Annotated in this window: 16 protein-coding genes; 10 read left to right on the top strand and 6 right to left on the bottom strand. The window is 60.9% G+C overall.

Annotated features, from left to right (window positions below; all coding sequences use genetic code 11):
• The first annotated feature begins 98 nt into the window (after window positions 1-98).
• On the top strand, window positions 99-803 hold the full coding sequence (locus B5525_RS20930; RefSeq protein ID WP_079567686.1) for a class I SAM-dependent methyltransferase: 705 nt from the start codon (window positions 99-101) through the stop codon (window positions 801-803).
• Window positions 800-1,123: a DMT family transporter gene (locus B5525_RS20925; protein ID WP_079567685.1), complete on the top strand. Its 324-nt coding sequence runs from the start codon at window positions 800-802 to the stop codon at window positions 1,121-1,123. The genes B5525_RS20930 and B5525_RS20925 overlap by 4 nt, the downstream gene beginning before the upstream one ends.
• 14 nt (window positions 1,124-1,137) lie before the next feature.
• On the opposite strand, the gene B5525_RS20920 is transcribed toward B5525_RS20925, so the two are convergent.
• Window positions 1,138-2,094 carry a UPF0104 family protein gene (locus B5525_RS20920; protein WP_244567981.1) on the bottom strand — a complete coding sequence of 319 codons (957 nt, stop codon included), beginning with the start codon at window positions 2,092-2,094 and terminating at the stop codon, window positions 1,138-1,140.
• Between the two features lie 304 nt (window positions 2,095-2,398).
• Here B5525_RS20920 and B5525_RS20915 point away from each other — a divergent pair, with 304 nt between their 5' ends.
• On the top strand, window positions 2,399-2,620 hold the full coding sequence (locus tag B5525_RS20915; RefSeq protein ID WP_079567684.1) for a hypothetical protein: 222 nt from the start codon (window positions 2,399-2,401) through the stop codon (window positions 2,618-2,620).
• Between the two features lie 91 nt (window positions 2,621-2,711).
• Here the strand turns inward: B5525_RS20915 and B5525_RS20910 are convergent, their stop codons facing one another.
• Together B5525_RS20910 and B5525_RS20905 are read right to left on the bottom strand one after the other, a co-directional pair.
• Complete coding sequence (locus B5525_RS20910) at window positions 2,712-4,367, bottom strand: regulator (RefSeq protein ID WP_079567683.1); 1,656 nt, start codon at window positions 4,365-4,367, stop codon at window positions 2,712-2,714.
• Window positions 4,364-5,089 (bottom strand): cysteine hydrolase family protein, encoded by a 726-nt coding sequence (locus B5525_RS20905; RefSeq protein WP_079567682.1) that lies wholly within the window; start codon window positions 5,087-5,089, stop codon window positions 4,364-4,366. The genes B5525_RS20910 and B5525_RS20905 overlap by 4 nt, the downstream gene beginning before the upstream one ends.
• A gap of 279 nt (window positions 5,090-5,368) precedes the next feature.
• Here B5525_RS20905 and B5525_RS20900 point away from each other — a divergent pair, with 279 nt between their 5' ends.
• Window positions 5,369-6,688 (top strand): dicarboxylate/amino acid:cation symporter, encoded by a 1,320-nt coding sequence (locus B5525_RS20900; protein WP_079567681.1) that lies wholly within the window; start codon window positions 5,369-5,371, stop codon window positions 6,686-6,688.
• Between the two features lie 863 nt (window positions 6,689-7,551).
• Here the strand turns inward: B5525_RS20900 and B5525_RS20895 are convergent.
• Together B5525_RS20895 and B5525_RS20890 are read right to left on the bottom strand one after the other, a co-directional pair.
• Window positions 7,552-8,043 (bottom strand): SRPBCC family protein, encoded by a 492-nt coding sequence (locus tag B5525_RS20895; protein WP_079567680.1) that lies wholly within the window; start codon window positions 8,041-8,043, stop codon window positions 7,552-7,554.
• Window positions 8,044-8,081: 38 nt separating this feature from the next.
• Window positions 8,082-8,438: an ArsR/SmtB family transcription factor gene (locus B5525_RS20890; RefSeq protein ID WP_079567679.1), complete on the bottom strand. Its 357-nt coding sequence runs from the start codon at window positions 8,436-8,438 to the stop codon at window positions 8,082-8,084.
• 651 nt (window positions 8,439-9,089) lie between these two features.
• Here B5525_RS20890 and B5525_RS20885 point away from each other — a divergent pair.
• Window positions 9,090-9,677 carry a hypothetical protein gene (locus tag B5525_RS20885; RefSeq protein ID WP_154073347.1) on the top strand — a complete coding sequence of 196 codons (588 nt, stop codon included), beginning with the start codon at window positions 9,090-9,092 and terminating at the stop codon, window positions 9,675-9,677.
• 137 nt (window positions 9,678-9,814) lie between these two features.
• On the opposite strand, the gene B5525_RS20880 is transcribed toward B5525_RS20885, so the two are convergent.
• A complete protein-coding gene (locus B5525_RS20880) occupies window positions 9,815-10,069 on the bottom strand; it encodes a hypothetical protein (RefSeq protein WP_079567677.1) in 255 nt (84 codons plus the stop codon).
• A gap of 188 nt (window positions 10,070-10,257) precedes the next feature.
• Here B5525_RS20880 and B5525_RS44165 point away from each other — a divergent pair, with 188 nt between their 5' ends.
• From B5525_RS44165 to cax, 5 genes are all read left to right on the top strand, one after another.
• The gene (locus B5525_RS44165) at window positions 10,258-10,434 is read left to right on the top strand and encodes a hypothetical protein (RefSeq protein WP_154073346.1); all 177 of its coding nucleotides are present in this window, start codon (window positions 10,258-10,260) and stop codon (window positions 10,432-10,434) included.
• 464 nt (window positions 10,435-10,898) lie between these two features.
• Window positions 10,899-12,170: an MFS transporter gene (locus tag B5525_RS20870; RefSeq protein ID WP_079573619.1), complete on the top strand. Its 1,272-nt coding sequence runs from the start codon at window positions 10,899-10,901 to the stop codon at window positions 12,168-12,170.
• Between the two features lie 483 nt (window positions 12,171-12,653).
• Window positions 12,654-15,104, top strand: coding sequence for an arylsulfatase (locus tag B5525_RS20865; protein WP_079567676.1), 2,451 nt, complete (start codon window positions 12,654-12,656; stop codon window positions 15,102-15,104).
• Window positions 15,105-15,204: 100 nt separating this feature from the next.
• Window positions 15,205-15,498, top strand: a complete 294-nt coding sequence (locus B5525_RS20860; protein WP_244567979.1) for a hypothetical protein — start codon at window positions 15,205-15,207, stop codon at window positions 15,496-15,498.
• A 405-nt stretch (window positions 15,499-15,903) separates the two neighbouring features.
• Window positions 15,904-17,004 (top strand): calcium/proton exchanger, encoded by a 1,101-nt coding sequence (gene cax / locus B5525_RS20855; RefSeq protein ID WP_079573617.1) that lies wholly within the window; start codon window positions 15,904-15,906, stop codon window positions 17,002-17,004.
• The last annotated feature ends 130 nt before the right edge of the window (window positions 17,005-17,134 follow it).

Below are 17,134 nucleotides of genomic sequence, written 5' to 3'. Positions count from 1 at the left end.
AGAATTACGGGATCATCGTGGGAAGCGAGCGCACCTGTCACACCTCTGTCGCGCGAACATCCGATGGAAATAGAGACAGGTGAACAGGAGGTGCGCGAATGTCTCTCTATTCCCCCGAGATCGACGCCGAGGTCGCGTGGCCGGACGAGGCCACCAGCCGGATGAACCGGATGTATCGCCGGCAGCGCCATATCTATGACGGCACGCGGCGGTATTACCTGCTCGGCCGCGACCAATTGATCTCAGGCCTCAAGCCCGCCCCCGGTGCGAACGTGCTGGAAATCGGCTGCGGCACCGGCAGAAACCTGCTGCAAGCGGCCCGACTTTATCCCGACGCGCGATTTTTCGGCATCGATGTATCGACGGAAATGCTGACGTCGGCGATCGCCGCGATCTCGCGGCGCGGCATGACCGGCCGCATTCGCGTCGCCCATGGCGATGGAACCGCGTTCGATCCACAGCTTTTATTCGGGGTCCCCTCCTTCGATCACGTGATGATCTCTTACAGCCTCTCGATGATCCCGGACTGGCGCAGCGTGCTGCACGCGGCCAGAAGGCGCCTGACACGAGGCGGCCGCCTGCACGTGGTCGATTTCGGCAATCAGGAGCGATTGCCCGACATCGCCCGCGCGCTGTTGTTGCGGTGGCTTGCGATGTTCGACGTCACGCCGCGCGACGATCTCGAGAACGCGCTGGCGGCGTTGGCCAAAGGCGACGGCGCGGATCTCGCGTTCGAACGCCCGTTCCGCGGTTATGCGCAATACGCCGTGCTGGCGCTGCCGGCGGAGCCCAAAACGCCGTGAGCGGGTGGCTGGCACTTGTTGCGGCGGGATTGCTCGAAATCGCCTGGGCTTTCGGGTTGAAATATTCCGATGGTCTCACCCGGTTCTGGCCGACGGCAGCAACGGTTCTCGCGATCGCGCTCAGCTTCGCCCTGATGGCGGTTGCGCTGAGATCGCTGCCGTTCGGCACCGCCTATGTGGTGTGGACCGGGATCGGCGCCGTCGGCAGCATCCTGGTCGGTATCCTGGTTTTCAGCGAGCCGGCCGACCCGGTCCGGCTGTTATGCCTCACCTTGATCGTGGCGGGGATGGTCGGGCTCAAGCTCAATTCGCCGGTGTGAAAAGCGAAGCGCGGTTAGCGCTTCCTGCGTAACCCCCGCCACGCTTCGACGCCACCGAACAGGCTGAGCGCGATCACGAAGGGCAGGAAGTGATACAGGAAGCGGAACATCAGGAGCGCCGCGATCAGCGGCTCCTGGTCTTCGCCGCCGAGCCCGAGCAGGATCGCGGCATCGAACACGCCCAGGCCCGCCGGCGCATGGCTTGCGAAACCGAGCAGGGTTGCCGCGATGAAGACCGCGGTCAGGCGGAAGATGTCGATATTCATCCCGGCCGGGATCAGCACATACATCGCAAGCGCCGCGGCGCCGAGATCGAAGATCCCAAGCACGATCTGCAGCAACACCATCGGCCCGGACGGAAGCCGGACCGGCCACTTGCGCGTTCCGAGCCGTCTCGGCGCGCGCCAGCTCCAGACCAGAAAGCCGGCGACGCCCAGCAGCACCGCGGCCGCCAGCACGCGGTTGACCTGCGGCGGCAGATAATCCACCAGGCCGATGGTCGCGGGTTCGTAAAACAGGCTGAGCCCAAGCGCGGTCAGATTACCCAGCCAGAATGTCAGCCCGGTCAAAAAGCAGATATTCGCCACGTCGAGCGCACCAAGACCGTTGCTGGCATAGATCCGATAGCGGATGACCGGCGAGACCAGCGCCACCGCGCCGACGCCGTGGGCAATCGGATAGCTGGTGAAGCTTGCCAGCGCCGCGATCCGGTAGGGAACGTCAGTGCGACCGATGGTACGCAGCGCAAGCAGATCGTAGATCGTCAAACTGCCGTAGGAGAACACCACCAGCATCAGCGCCAGGACAAGCACGCGGATGTCGGTGCGCGCCACGATGGCGAGGACTTCGTCGTAGTTGACGTGTTTGAGCGCATGCGTCAGCGCGAAGATCGCTGCTCCCGCGATGGCAATGCCGACGACGACGCCCAGGCCTCTCAGTCGGGAGCCGCCGCCGGACGTCTTTTGCGGCACAAGGGCTTCCAGTGTCTGTCCAATCGGGCAACGGCATCAATTGTCGTTGCCGCCTGATTCGGGGCATCGATAGCCTCCAATGACACGTTGTTGTGACAGATGCGTTACCGGCGATTTCGAAGCCACGGCCATGGTAAAAACAGCGATTTCCACCGGTTCCCACAGACGTATTTCCAAAATACCTGTTCATCGAAATCCGGACTCATTGTAGTCGCATGGCGTTCACGCTCACTTCGTAAGACACGTGCGAAACGTATTGGCCGCAAAGCTCTTGGTGCAAACTTCTGGAATTATTCGAGGCAATATGAACGCGGAACTCGACTACGATCTCACGCCGGATCAATGGGAGATGTTGAAGGCGCTGCGTGCGTTCGCGCCAAACGCGCGCGTGCTCAATCGATCCGTCGTCGGGAGCCTCGTCGCGCTGCAACTGGCCGAAATGATCGATGGCCGTCCTGCCCTGACGCCGACGGGCCGCAGCGTGCTGCTGCGCGGCTCGCCGCGACTCCTGGACCTCGTGGCATAACCGGCGCGTCCATTGGACCTCGCGACCCAACGTCTCAAGTTTTGGCAAACCCGGCGCCGGCGGACCCGACGCCGGGTTTGCTCTTTCCTGGCTATTCGGCCGGCGCCGCCATCGGCATATCCGGATGCGCGACGTAGTGCGCGCTCGTCTCCAGCTTGCTGAGCGCGAACAGTCCGGCCGCCACGACCGCATAGGCCAGCGCGACCGAAGGCGTCACGCCGAATCCGCCGCCGATGCCGACGGCTTCGCCATGCATGAAGCCGAAATAGGTCATCACCGCGCCGGCAAAGGCGAAGGCGGAAGCTTTGACAAAATCGCGCTCAATCACGAACACGCCGATCGCGCCAAGGATGAGGCCGGCGAGGATCGACCCGCCGCCCATCACCTCTAACCCATGATAGAGCACGCCCTGTTGCGGCAGGGCCGCGATCGCCGCCATCTTGACGTCGCCCACCTTGTCGGCGGCAAGACCGGCTGCCTGCGCGGCGTTCAGTGTCGATCCGAGCATGGTGTCGATCTGCAGCTTGGCCCAGGCGGCCAGATGCGGCGTCAGCGCCAGCACGATCGCCGGCGCATGCTTGATCGGCGTGGTCTGGAACGCCTGCGCGCCGATCAGCATGCCGATGTAGAGCAGGATCGGCGAGATCGCGACCACCGGCACCAGCGCCAGCAGCACCGAGATGATGCCGAACCACGACAGCACGACCACCATGATGCCGGTCGCCGCCGAATAGCCGATCCGCCCGCCCATCGCTTTCCAGCCGGGATGGCCGATATAGACCGCGTTGATGAAGGGATTGCCCATCAGGCAGCCGATCAGGCTGACGACGCCGTCGGCGGTCAGGACGCGCGTGGTCGGATATTCATCGCCCGCAGCTTCCGCGCTCTCGACATTGTCCATCGCCTCGACGAGATCGTAGATGCCGAACGGGATCGCCGTCACCAGGATGACGCCGAGGAACTCGAAGCCAGAGAAGACATGGCCGACCGCCGGGATCGGCACCGAGAAGCCGAAGCTCGCAAAGGCGTCGCCGACGCCCTTGACACTCAGCCCGCCGAGCCCGAGACCGAACAGATTCGATCCCCATGCGATGATCATGCCTACCGCGATGGCGACGAGGCCCGCCGGAATTCCCTTGAAATATTTCACGCCGCCGAACCAGCTCACCAGGATGATGGCGAAGCAGACCAGACCGATCTGAGGCGTCATGTACATTTCAAGCGCCGGCCGCATCGAGATGAAGGTCACGGAGACGCCGGCGAGCGTGCCGAGCAGCGCCGCCCGCGGGGTGATCCTCCGTATGACCGGTGCGATGAAGCCGCCAATCATGAGAATGAAACTCTGGAAGAACACCCAGACCAGGCCCGCCGACCAGCCTTTCATGGGATCGCCGGTCTTGAGGGTGACGGGCAGCATGATCACGAAGGTGACGATGAACATGTGCGGCACGCTGACGCCCGAAGGCAGCGCGCAGACATCGGTTCGGCCGGTCTTCTGCGCCAGCCGGTAGGCCAGCCATGCATAATAGAAGGTGGAGAGGCACATCATCAGGCCGAGCGCCGGCAGGATGCGGCCGAACACCAGCGAATCCGGCATCTTCAGCACGAACCGCAACAGGCCGGTGAGCACCAGCATGTTGACCAGAATATTGGTACCGAATCCAAAGAACGCGTTCCAGTCGCCGGGCGTCCACAATACCGGCTTGAAGTCAGGCTTTCCGACAGTCCCCGTCATGCTCGTGCTCATCGCGATGCTCCCGCTGCCAAACTGTTTGTAGTCTCCGTTGTCATTGCCTTGAGAACCGCGGCCGAGTTGGAGACCCAGCCGAAGATGCCACCTTGGGCCTTGATCATTTTCAGGCCCATTTCGTGGAATTCCGGGAAATAGGAAGCGCAGCCGTCGGCCAGCACCACGCAGCGATAGCCGCGGTCGTTGGCCTCGCGCACGGTAGTGTTGACGCAGACCTCGGTGGTCACACCGCACACCAGGAGATTCTCGATGCCGTATTTCTGCAGCACGTCACCGAGCTCGGTGGCGTAGAAGGCGCCCTTGCCGGGTTTGTCGATGACGATCTCGCTGTCGAGCGGATAGAGCGCGGGAATGATGTCGTGGCCGGCCTCGCCGCGGATCAGGATCCGTCCCATCGGACCGGGATCGCCGATACGCAAGGACGGCGCACCACGTTCGATCTTGGCCGGCGGCGCGTCGGACAGGTCGGGCAGATGGCCCTCGCGGGTATGCACGACCAGCATCCCGAGATCGCGCGCCGCGTCCAGCACGGATGCGATCGGTTTCACCGCGCGCGCCAACTGCGAAACGTCATTGCCGAGCGTTTCGCCGAAGCCGCCCGGCTCCATAAAGTCGCGCTGCATGTCGATGATGAGAAGTGCGGTGTTCGACCAGTCGAGATCGATCGGTTCTGGCTCCGCAGCCACGGTACCGCTGGACGGCTGTCTTGAGTTCGCCATGACGTTCGCACCCCGCGCGAGAGAACTCTCGGAACCGAACGAAGCAAAGCGCGTGCCATTGTGTACAATGGCTGTATGCAACCGTACGACAGAAAATCATTCGTATTTTCAGTAAGTTGTATTTTGCACGCGGGTTTGCTCATTCCCTGAGCGCAGCTTTTATGACGTGCAATTGCTCATTAGCTGGGCTGATTTTTTCATGCATTGGATTTGCGCAGACCCGGCATCGTGGCATGGTTGTTGCTCGGTTCAGAGCCACTGAATGAAGGGGAGCATTCGATGGCCACCATCACCACGTCTGCGGAAATTGCGCGAAAGCCGCTGTATTCATCGCTGTTTGTCCAGGTATTGGTCGCCCTTCTCCTGGGGATCGTGCTGGGAATGGCGGTGCCCAATTTCGCCATCGGCCTCAAGATCTTCAGCGACGCTTTCCTGAAACTGATTTCGATGATCGTGGCGCCGATCGTGTTCTGCGTGGTAGTGCATGGCATTGCCGGCGCCGGCGACCTCAAGAAGGTCGGGCGGGTCGGCGTCAAGGCGCTGGTCTATTTCGAGGTCATGACCACGGTGGCGCTCGTCGTCGGCCTCCTGCTCGCCTATCTCTTTGGCCCGGGCCACGGCATGAACATCGATCCGTCGTCGCTGGATGCCAAGGCGCTCAATACCTATGCCGACAATGCCCACAAGCTGAAGGGCGGCGGCATCGGCAGCTTCCTCCTCAACATCGTTCCGACCACATCGATCGACGCGCTGTCGCGCAACGACGTGCTGCAGGTGTTGTTCTTTGCCATCTTGTTCGGGGTCAGCCTTGCGCTGGTCGGCGGCGAAAAGGGCGAGCGCGTCGGCGCCTTCATCGATGCGGTATCGACCATCCTGTTCCGGATGATGGGACTGATCGTGCGCCTCGCCCCGCTCGGCGTGCTCGGCGCGGTCGCCTATACCGTCGGGCAATACGGCGTCGGCTCGCTGAAGCAGCTGATTTCGCTGGTGGTGCTGTTCTATCTCGCGGTGGCGATCTTCGTGCTCGGCGTGCTCGGCTCCGTGATGGCGCTGGCCGGGCTGAACATCCTCAAATTCCTTGGCTATCTGCGCGAGGAATTGACCATCGTGCTGGCGACCGCGTCGTCGGACGCGGTGCTGCCGCAGATCATGCGCAAGCTCGAGCGCCTCGGGGTCAAGGATTCCGTGGTTGGGCTCGTGATTCCCACCGGCTACTCCTTCAACCTCGATGCGTTCTCTATCTACCTGACGCTGGCGGTGGTGTTCATCGCGCAGGCCACCAACACGCCGTTGTCGTTCGGCGATCTCCTGCTGGTACTCGGCGTATCGCTGGTCACCTCGAAAGGCGCCCACGGCGTTCCCGGCTCCGCCATCGTGATCCTGGCGGCGACCTTGAATGCGGTGCCCTCCATTCCCGCGATCGGGCTGGTGCTGGTGCTGTCGGTCGACTGGTTCATCGGCATGGCGCGGGCGCTCGGCAACCTGATCGGCAACTGCGTCGCCACCGTGGTCGTTGCCGCCTGGGAAGGCGATCTCGACCGCGCCAAGGCAATTCGGGTTCTCGACGGGGAGGAACTGGTGGACGTGACGGCGGGTTAGGCCGGGCAACGAACGGTTCTGAGCGCGCGCGCCCCTGCGGCTTCTCGATTCTATCATCGGTGTCTCCGGAAATACTGGATGACAACTGGACGTGTGTTCGCATTCTCGCGACACGATGGGCCCGAGCTTTGCTGAAAGTCCTCGCCCTCGATCAGAGAGGGCGCAGGGAAAGCCGGGTGCGCGCTGCATCCGCGGTCTCGTGTGCGAAGTGCACAAAACAAAGTGCACACGAGCATACAGGTTCAGCGGAGGCATCCCGGCTTTCCCTGCGCAACGGTTTTACGGTTTATATCGCGCTCTCCCCGGTGATCGGGCTTTCTTGCCACCGTCACTTTCACGGATACTTCCGCAAAAGCTTGACGCCAGCGTCGAGGCGTCAGGACCACACGACTTCGCCGTACGCTTCAATGCCGTTCGTCGTCGGCACATCCGCGTCCATCGCATCCCACCGCGCGTTTCGTGACGATCGCGAGCCGCCCCTCTTGTCGGGTGAGACGGGCGGATTCAAACCACTGATTTGCCCGACGGCGAAAGCAGAATATTTTTGATTCCTGGGCTTGACACGACTTCGGAAAATCAGAAGTGATTTGCCCGTCGGGTCATTTTTTTGGTGACCATCACCCTGTCCGCCAACTCGCGGAAGGCCCTGAAAGCCGCCGAACCGGCCTACATTGCGACCCTGGGTAAGTACTGAGCTAAGGCGCGAGAGGCGCAGCGACATGTCCGGAGTTTGGACCTGACCGGAAGTGGCTAGCCGACGGCCAAAGAGACGCGTTTGACCCGCAAGAGACATCGCCAGCGCTTTCGGAACCGGACATCATGGCGCTCATCACACCCGTCTTGCAGGGTTCCATTCGAAGTCATCAGCCTGTCGCTGTCTCGACATGCCGAGCCAATTTATCCAGGGTCTGGTAGCCGAACTCGACGGCGCCGAAGCCGATCGTCCTGTCGCGCTGTGCTTTGGTCGGATGCAGTTGCCGCAGCGTGATCACGGTCTTGCCGTCGCTCTGCTCATCGAACGTAATCGTGGAGCGAAAACGGGCTGGATCGTCATCCATGTCCGAACCGTGATCAATCTCGATCAGGTGCGGCGGCTCGATGCGCCGAAAGCGCATTCGATTCGTAAATCGCTGGCCGTTTGGGGCAAGCATGTCGAAGCGCCACACGCCACCGACGCGAATGTCGATCTCCTTGGTTTCGATCTTGAACCCCGCCGGCCCGAACCAGTTTGGCAAATGCTCCGGTTCTGTCCAGGCAGCAAAGACGATATCACGCTTTGCCTTGATGACACGCGAGAGAACGATCTCGCGCTCGATATCCCAGCGTGCGAGGGCGGCGTCCGGAGTTGAGGTCATGGCGATTTCCTGTGCTCTTGAGGATGTAGTGTGGTGCATCAGTCACGACGCCTTCTCCTTGGCGGCTTCTTCTCAAGCGTCGCAACATAAGACTCGAGCCGGTCAAGGCGGGCTTCCCAGATGGCGCGCTGCTCGGCGAGCCAGTTCTCGGCCCCCTTCATGGCGCCTGGCATCAGGCGGCATGTGCGGACGCGGCCATGCTTCTCCGACTCGACGAGGCCACCGGTTTCCAACACACGTATGTGTTTCATCAGGCTCGGCAGAGCCATGTCGAATGGCTGAGCGAGTTCGCCCACGGAAGCCTCGCCTTGCGAGAGCCGCGCAATGATTGCGCGCCGCGTTGGATCGGCGAGCGCGCTGAACACGTTGTCGAGATAAGGAGGATGGTTAGCCATATAGCTAACAATAGATGCGCGACGGGCATCTGTCAACAATAGTTTTCTAATTGGATAACTGTCTGTGTGCCGGCGCGCCGGCGGGAGGCGTCCGCTCATTGGAATGCGCTGGCAACACCGCCACCAAATGTGTAGCGATAGGCAACCGCCGGCATTCGTTGCTGCAGATTATCGTCGGCTACTTCGTGCGCGCAGCCGCAACTTTTTTGTTCCCGGGCCGCGAAATGTCCGCTTCAGAATCGCGGATTTTCCTCGATTTTCGTCTCTTTGTGGCACGGAACGGACCTGCCGGGCCGGTCTTGCGATGTCAGTTGTCAGGGGACGAACGGACCAATTCCGAACGCGGTCCAAGGTCTCAGTTTGACCCAAAGCGGCTATTGATTAGATGATCACTTGCCAGAAATCCGATGATCAATACTATTTGAAATAAACTTCTAACTAACCCGCAAGAAGCGCTCGCCTAAAGGATGTCGGCAAGAGGCCGAGTTAAGCCTGTGAGAGGGGAGTTGACGCTTGCCGCATTTGAAAACCCGACGGAATTTGCGCGGTGTATCCTTCGCAAAGAAGTCGGATCGGAAGGCAACTATCGTCGATAGGATTGGCCTCTGGCTATCAACGAGCCGAGAGGTTGATGGACTCTGGGTTGGGAGCATGGAATGCAAACCGCAGCCCGGGTTATGCCGCGTCGAAGATGCACTCCGACTGATCAAAGACCATGATCCACTTCACTATTCTCGCATCATCAGTAACCTCGAACGAATATGGGTGGACTTACTCCCAAATGCTCGCGCAAGCTACGAGCGGTCGCTGAACGCTTGCAAACTCGATGAGCGCTTTGTTCTCCTTGAAACGACCTCGCTCGAACGCATCGCATCCTGCATCGTTCATGAAGCGACCCATGCAAGGCTGGAGCGGTGGGGCATCAGCTATAATGAAAAAGTGCGTTCTCGGATCGAGGCGATTTGTCTTCGGCGAGAACTGAACTTTGTTGGCAAGCTACCGCAAGCCGAACCGTTGCGGGAGGAAATTGCGCGCACATTGGAGTGGTGTATTGGCGAGCATGACTACTTTTCCAACACGAACAGTTGGCAACGTTGGGAGCGGGGGAACGTTGAAACGCTACGCCACATGGGAGCACCGAACTGGGTAATTAGCGTTGTGCTGAAAGTGCAGGCGGTTAGAGCCAGGATGCTCCGATTGGCCTATCGTTTCGATGGATCCTCTTCGCGTCGAACCTAGAAGCGTGGTCTCGCAGACGTCTCCTTCTGGCACTTTTCGGACATGCCGAGGCAGCCTCACGATGTCCGCTCACCGGGGCAAAGCAGACATCCCGCCGCAGGCCGCGACTTCCGTTACTGGCAATTCGAAGTCCGTGTTCAGTAGCGCTTGACGCCGGCGGTGTGATTTCCGCGATGCGGCCGCACCGACATATGCAGTCCCGACGCGTCGCCGAGTGGTGCCTGCGAGGCCATTGTACGCGAGAATCCACGGCCATCGTTCGAGTAGATGGAGAAGGTCGGGTCCTTGGCTGCGGCCGCGGCGGGCTCCGAGATCGCCTCCCATGCCGAGGCGGGCGTCGCAAGGAGCGCGGAAAGAACGAGCGTCGCGCCCAAAACTTTGAAACTGGTCATTGCTATCCTCCTGTCACTGGCGCGCAATCCATGCGCGTGCTGTCCATTGACGTGACTGACAGTTAGGCGTTGGCATTCCCCTCGCGCGGGGGTAGCGCAATCACGCTTCGGCGATTGGCGTGTGATGTCACACAGGATCAGAACAGCGGCGGCGTTTGCGCGACCTTTCAGGGGCCCCCAGGAAGACCGTGCCATCGACGAAGCGCAGCTCCGGCATCGCCACCTTCCGGCCGGTCAACGCCTGCGTCACCGCGGTCCGCGCCATCATGACGACGCCGCCGTTCTCGGCGGCGCTCAGCAGCAATGCGATCGCCAGCTCCCACTCCGGCTTTCGGTGCGTCGCCTTGGGCAGCGCCGCGATGTAATGTCGGCGTCACGCAGCGTCTTCAGCTCGCGGCCATCGGGCAGCCGTATCGGGTCATCAAACCGGCGTTGCCAGCCGCCTGCTTTTGATCTCATTTTCACCGTTAAAGTTCACAGCGCTTCTCCGTCCAAGACCAGCACGCGCAGGGCGATCGTCACCTCTATGCCTCCAGGACGTGCTTCATTCCCGAAAAGTTACTCGGTCTGTTCGAGCGGACGAAGTGGCTGGTCATATCGGCCGACACTGCAGCTCGCGCGGCCAGCCAAGGGCCAACGCTGGATATCAGTGCTCGCATGCGAGGGATGTGGCGATAGAACCTCCCGCAGTCTGAACCGACGCATCACGTCGATCAGGCATTAAACTGCTTGTCAAGCCATCGAAATAGCGCAGAGCCAGAATAGATAGTGATCGGCGCCGGGCGGCACACCGCACGTCCTCACCCTTCTCCCCTCCTGAATGAATGTCATGACCGAACAAACCCTGACGGAGCCGATCGATGAGCGGCAAGAGCCATCCCGCGGCTTTTCGCGCTACCAGTCAATCCTCGTTGCGCTGCTGGCGCTTGTCCAGTTCACGATCATCATCGATTTCATGATCATGTCGCCACTCGGCGCCATCATCATGCCGGCGCTCAATATTTCTGCCGCACAGTTCGGGGTGGCGGTCTCGGCCTACGCATTCAGCGCGGGAATTTCCGGCATCCTGGCGGCCGGCTTTGCCGATCAGTTCGATCGCAAGAGGCTGCTTTTGTTTTTTTATGTCGGCTTTACCCTTGGAACGGCGCTTTGCGCGATCGCTCCCAACTATCATGTGCTGCTGCTGGGGCGGATCGTTACCGGCTTGTTCGGCGGTGTGATCGGCTCCGTTGTGCTCGCCATCGTCACCGATCTCTTTGCGCTGCACTTGCGCGGCCGCGTCATGGGCTTCGTGCAAACCGCCTTCGCCGCAAGCCAAGTGCTTGGCATCCCGGCCGGTCTTTTTCTCTCCAACCATTGGAACTGGCACGTCGCGTTCGGCGCATTGGTCGGCCTGTCGATCGCCGGGATGGTCGCCGTGCTGTTTTTGATGAAACCGGTGAGCGGCCATCTCTTGCTGAAGCGGGACAAAAACGCGTTCCGGCATCTGATCGCAACGGTCGCACAGCCACGCTATTGGATGGCATTCGCGGTGACGACGCTGCTGGCGACCGGCGGCTACATGCTGATGCCGTTCGGCAGCGCCTACACCGTGCATAATCTCGGCATCGATATCGTTCATCTGCCGACGATCTATCTCGTCTCCGGCCTGTTTAGCATTTTCATCGGACCGTTAGTGGGACGCGCGAGCGATGCTTTTGGCAAATTCCCCACGTTCGCCTTCGGCAGCGCCATGTCCATCGTCATGGTGCTGATCTACACGCATCTCGGTCAGGTCAGTCTGACGGTCGCGATCCTGGTCAACGTCATGATGTTCGTCGGCATCTTTTCGCGCATGATCCCGTCGCAGGCATTGATTTCCGCAATCCCCGAGCCCGCACAACGCGGCTCCTTCAGCGCGGTCGGCGCTTCCCTGCAACAGCTCTCCGGCGGGCTCGGCTCCGTGCTCGCCGCCGCGCTCATCGCACAAAATTCCGACGGTTCGCTCCGGCATTTCGACCGGCTGGGATACGTCGTCGTTGCAACGGCGGTGATTTCCCTCATCGTGATGTATTTTGTGCAGAGGCCGATCGCGGCCCAGGCTGGCAAACGCGTTGTTTAAGGCGTCGGTTCCGACGCCTAGATAGATGCCAATCTGGCGACCGAGCGCTCAAACACGTTCGGGCGCGGCTTGTAAAGCCGCGACGCCTTCGCTGGTGCCGCGTAAAATTTTCCGAGCCTGGGTTGTATGAACTCAAGAGACACTCATGCCCGGTCTCGGCCATCGGGATTGAATCCAAGTATCAGGCGGTCGGATGGCGTTGCCCAGCGCATCGACGCCCTGGTTAGTAGACCTCACCGCCGTATTGTCAGATGTCCGCTTCTGGCACAAATGCGAAGTGCCGACTGCATCACGCAATGTCTGGTGTTGGGGGCAAAGCGGAAAACATCTGCTCGCTCGGAGTATTTCGCATTTTGACCCCAACCGGACATTGCACGAAAGGCTCCTTTATTTTTTGCTCTGGCCGTTTTTGCATAGGCCGTCCCTCTCTATCGGGCCATGGTGGAGGGTTCGTGGGTCCCTTTAAGGCTACGGGAGCTTTCCATGAAAATCAGCCACAGCATGCTTGCAGGCGCAAGCCTTCTCGCCCTTGGTTGCGTCCCGACATCGGCGCAGCAGGTCACAGGTGTCCCGGGTTCGCCTGAAGCCACCACTACCATCACCGGCAAACAACTTCCGCCGCCCGATCCGAAATTCGGCGGGGTGATTAAAGAGAAAGCCTCGGAGTCCAAGGCTTGGTGGGCCCCGCGCGTCGTGCCGCCGAAGGGCGCGCCCAACGTGCTGCTGATCATGACGGACGATCAGGGTTTCGGTGCACCGGGTACCTTCGGCGGCGTTATACCCACGCCTACGATGGATCGCATCGCCGCACAGGGACTGCGCTACACGAATTTCCACTCTGCGGCGCTCTGCTCGCCGACGAGGGCAGCGATTATCACGGGACGCAACCATCACTCGGTCGGCTACGGGGTGGTCGGCGAAGCAGCGACGGGCTTCCCGGGTTACGACTCCATTATCCCAATCGAGAAAGGCACCATCGGTACCATCTTGAAGGAAAACGGGTACGCAACCTCGTGGTTCGGCAAGGACCACAACACGCCATTTTACCAGGCGAGCCAAGCCGGGCCGTTCAATCAGTGGCCCAATGGCATGGGCTTCGATTATTTCTACGGCTTTGTCGGCGGCGATGCCAGCCAGTGGCAGCCGAACCTGTTCCGCAACACAACTGCGATCTATCCCTTCGAGGGCAATCCCGGCTGGAACCTGGAGACGGCGATGGCCGACGACGCCATCCAGCAGATCAAGCAGCTCAAGGAGATCGCGCCCGACAAACCGTTCTTTGTCTACTACGTACCCGGCGCTACCCATGCGCCTCACCATCCGACGCCGGAATGGATCAAGAAGATCAGCGACATGCACCTTTTCGATGACGGGTGGAACAAAGTGCGCGAGACCATCTTCGCCAACCAGAAGCGATTGGGCGTTATGCCCGAAAACGCTAAGCTGACGCCGTGGCCGAAAGAGCTGCCGCAGTGGGACTCCCTCAGTTGGGACGAGAAGAAGCTCTTCATCAAGCAAGCGGATGTCTATGGAGCTTACCTCGCCTATGCCGACCATGAGATTGGCCGGGTCATCCAGGCCGTTGAAGACCTCGGCGAGCTTAACAACACCCTGATTATCTATATTGGTGGCGACAACGGCGCGAGCGCCGAAGGCATACTCAACGGCACCCCGAACGAGTTCACCACTTTCAATGGCGTTGAAGTACCGGTGAAGGACCAGTTTCTCTGGTATCCGTTCTGGGGATCGGAACGGACATTCCCACACTATGCGGCGGAGTGGGCGTGGGCGATGGACACACCGTTCAAGTGGACGAAGCAGGTGGCATCGCACTTCGGTGGGACGGCGCAGGGCATGGCGATTTCCTGGCCCGGCCACATCACTGATCTGGGCGGCATTCGCCGCCAGTTCGCTCACGTGATCGACGTCGTCCCGACCATCCTCGAAGCGACTGGCATTCCGCAGCCAGATACGATCAACGGGATCAAGCAGATCCCAATCGAAGGTGTGAGCATGATGTACACGTGGGACAACGCGAACGCCGCCGCGCCCACGCGACACGCGACGCAATATTTCGAGATGCTTGGCAATCGGGCCATCTACAACAACGGGTGGGTGGCGGCGACGACGCCGGTGACTCTCCCGTGGGAGCTAAGCTCCAAGACGCCTCCCGATGTGATCACAGGGTATAATTGGGAGCTTTACAACGTCCAGGAGGACCCCACCGAGTATAACGACCTGGCCACCAGGATGCCGGATAAGCTTAGGGAGATGCAGGGCCTCTTTTACGCCGAGGCGAAGAAGTACAACGTGCTGCCGCTCGACAACTCGACGCTCGCGCGCTTCATTACGCCGCGCCCGAGCCTCACGGCGGGACGAACCGTCTTCACCTATTCGGGCGAACTCTCCGGCACTCCGGCCAGCGCGGCCCCGGACATCCTGGACAAATCCTACACCATCACGGCCGAGGTTACGATTCCTGACGGCGGCGCGGAAGGCATGATCGTCACGGAGGGCGGGCGCTTCGGCGGCTATGGCCTGTTCCTAAGCAAGGGCGACTTCGGCGTCGGCCGGGGCAAGGTAGTGTTCCTCTATAACCTGCTCGACCTCAAGCGTACGACGTGGGAGGGCACCGAATTAGGAGCCGGCAAGCACACCATCGTGTTTGAATTCAAGGCGGACGGGCCGGGTTTGGGCAAGGGCGGCACGGGCGTATTGTCGGTGGACGGTAAGGAGGTGGCGAGGAATACGCTGGAACACACCACCCCGATCATGTTCCCGGAGGACGAAACCTTCGACGTCGGCCAGGACACGCGCACCGGTGTCGCACTGGTGGAGTATCGTTACGACACTCCCTTCAAGTTCACCGGCAAGATCGACAAGCTGACCTTCAAGCTCGAACCCTTCTCGCCGGAGCAGGAAGCCAAGCCTTAACAGCCCCAATCGTAGGCGGGTGCCTCGCAACGCAGTGGCGGAACGATGAAGAATACGCTGACTTTCGCCGCTGTCGCCGAAGCCACCACCCGGATTGGCGTTGCTGATTGCTCCGTCGCTGGTTGTGCAGCTGTTGCTGGGTGAACAGCTTACGGGCGTCGCAATACCAGTCGCGCGCGTTGCCGGCATCGCCCTGATCGGCTTAGGGATCGCCTGCTGGCCAGGTCCGCCGCTCGTCGGGATGTTGACCTACGGCGCGTTGGTCACAGTGTTTCTTGCCTACCTCGGTTTCGCACGTGGTTTGACCGGCGTCCTGCTGTGGCCGGCGGTGGTCCTTCACTTGATCCTGACCGCGCTTCTTACTCGCGATGTCACGCGAATACGACGTGACTAATGTCTGCGTTTGGCACGAAACGGACATGCCGACTCTATTGAGCGATGTCCGTTGGGGGGCCAAAGCGGAAAACATCTACTCGCAGCGAGTATTTCGCCTTTTGACCCAACTCGGACGTCCGACGATTTGCACCCCTGATGAAACAATTTGTCATGGATGATGCGTGGGAGTGGGATTGGCAATTCAGCCCCGCCAGTTCAAGGCGTTTGCTGTCTGTGCAGCTCCACGGCGCGTTAGCGCGTAAACTCAACCCGCCTTCGCGACGACATTTTCTGTGGGGATGGCGAAAAAACGGCTGCAAGCCCCTTCCCGGCCAGGGGGGTCTGTGTTGACCCAGATCAATACCGGTACCGCGGCGAGGTCGGATTTTGCGCCATCGCATCCCCCATGGAGACGGCGCCCGCCATGAAACTCTTCCTGAAGCAAATCCGGCACACCCCGCTGCTCTGGATGCTGATCTTCGTGCCGGCTGTGCTGATCGCGGAGACGGTTGCGCCGCATTCCCATACGCTGCTCTTCGTGCTTTCGGTACTCGCCATCGTGCCGTTGGCCGCCCTGCTCAGCCACGCAACCGAAGCGGTTGCCGCCAAGACCGGCGATGCTGTCGGCGGCCTTCTCAATGCGACGCTGGGAAACCTGACGGAACTGATCATTGCGATCACCGCGTTGCACGCTGGCCAGTACATGCTCGTGAAAGCGTCGATTGCCGGCGCGATTGTCACCAACGCTCTGTTCATGCTCGGCGCCTGTCTGCTGCTCGGCGGCCTACGCTATCACGTCCAGGAATACAACCGGGCCGGCGCGCGGCTCTACTCCGGTCTCCTGCTGATGGCCACTGTCGCTCTGCTCTCCCCGTCCGCGGTCGCCGACCTGGATCTTGCGCAGGGCGAGGCCATTATGCGGAAGCTCAGCGTCGGTCTCGCCATCCTGCTCATCATCGCCTATGCGCTCGGCCTGCTGTTCTCGCTCAAGACCCACAAGGAATTGTTCGCGAGCGCCGAACATGGCGAGAGCGAGGAACATTGGCCGATTGGCCTTGCGGTCGGCACACTGGTCGCCGTCACCGTGCTGGTTGCACTGGTGAGTGAGATTTTTGTGGAGTCCGTCCAGAAGGCGGCGGAAACTTTCGGAATGAGCCCGGCCTTTGTCGGCTTCATCATCGTCTCACTGGTCGGCGCCGCCGCCGAGTTTGCCGTGGCCTTTTCTGCGGCGCGCAAGGACCGCCTCGACATGAGTGTCAGCATCGCGCTCGGCAGCGCCTCCCAGATCGCGCTGTTCGTCGCACCCGCGCTCGTGCTGCTCAGCTATGTCGTCGGACCGTCGCCGATGAGCCTGCAGTTCTGGCCGGGCGCTGTCACTATGGTGATGATTGCGACCGTGACCGCGAGCTTCATTACGAGCAGCGGGCGCTCGGCCTGGTTTGTCGGCGCCCTGCTCATCTTTATCTACGCGGTCTTTGCGCTGACGCTGTACGTGGTCCCGCCGGCGGGCCAGGGGACGGGGTGAAGCCGACTCCTCCTTTTTCCTTGCCGTCCGTCAGCCCTGTCCTGTTTGCTCGTTCAATCGATTGTGGCGAAACGCACGAACTGCCACGCCAATGCACCATGGGCCGAGATCAGAAACGCGGTCGCGGACC

Origin of the sequence: Bradyrhizobium erythrophlei (genome assembly GCF_900129505.1) — a bacterium.
In the GTDB taxonomy this organism is placed as follows: Bacteria; Pseudomonadota; Alphaproteobacteria; order Rhizobiales; family Xanthobacteraceae; genus Bradyrhizobium; species Bradyrhizobium erythrophlei_D.
Note: the sequence above shows the minus strand (reverse complement) of the source record. Positions and strands in the feature narration are given on the sequence as shown.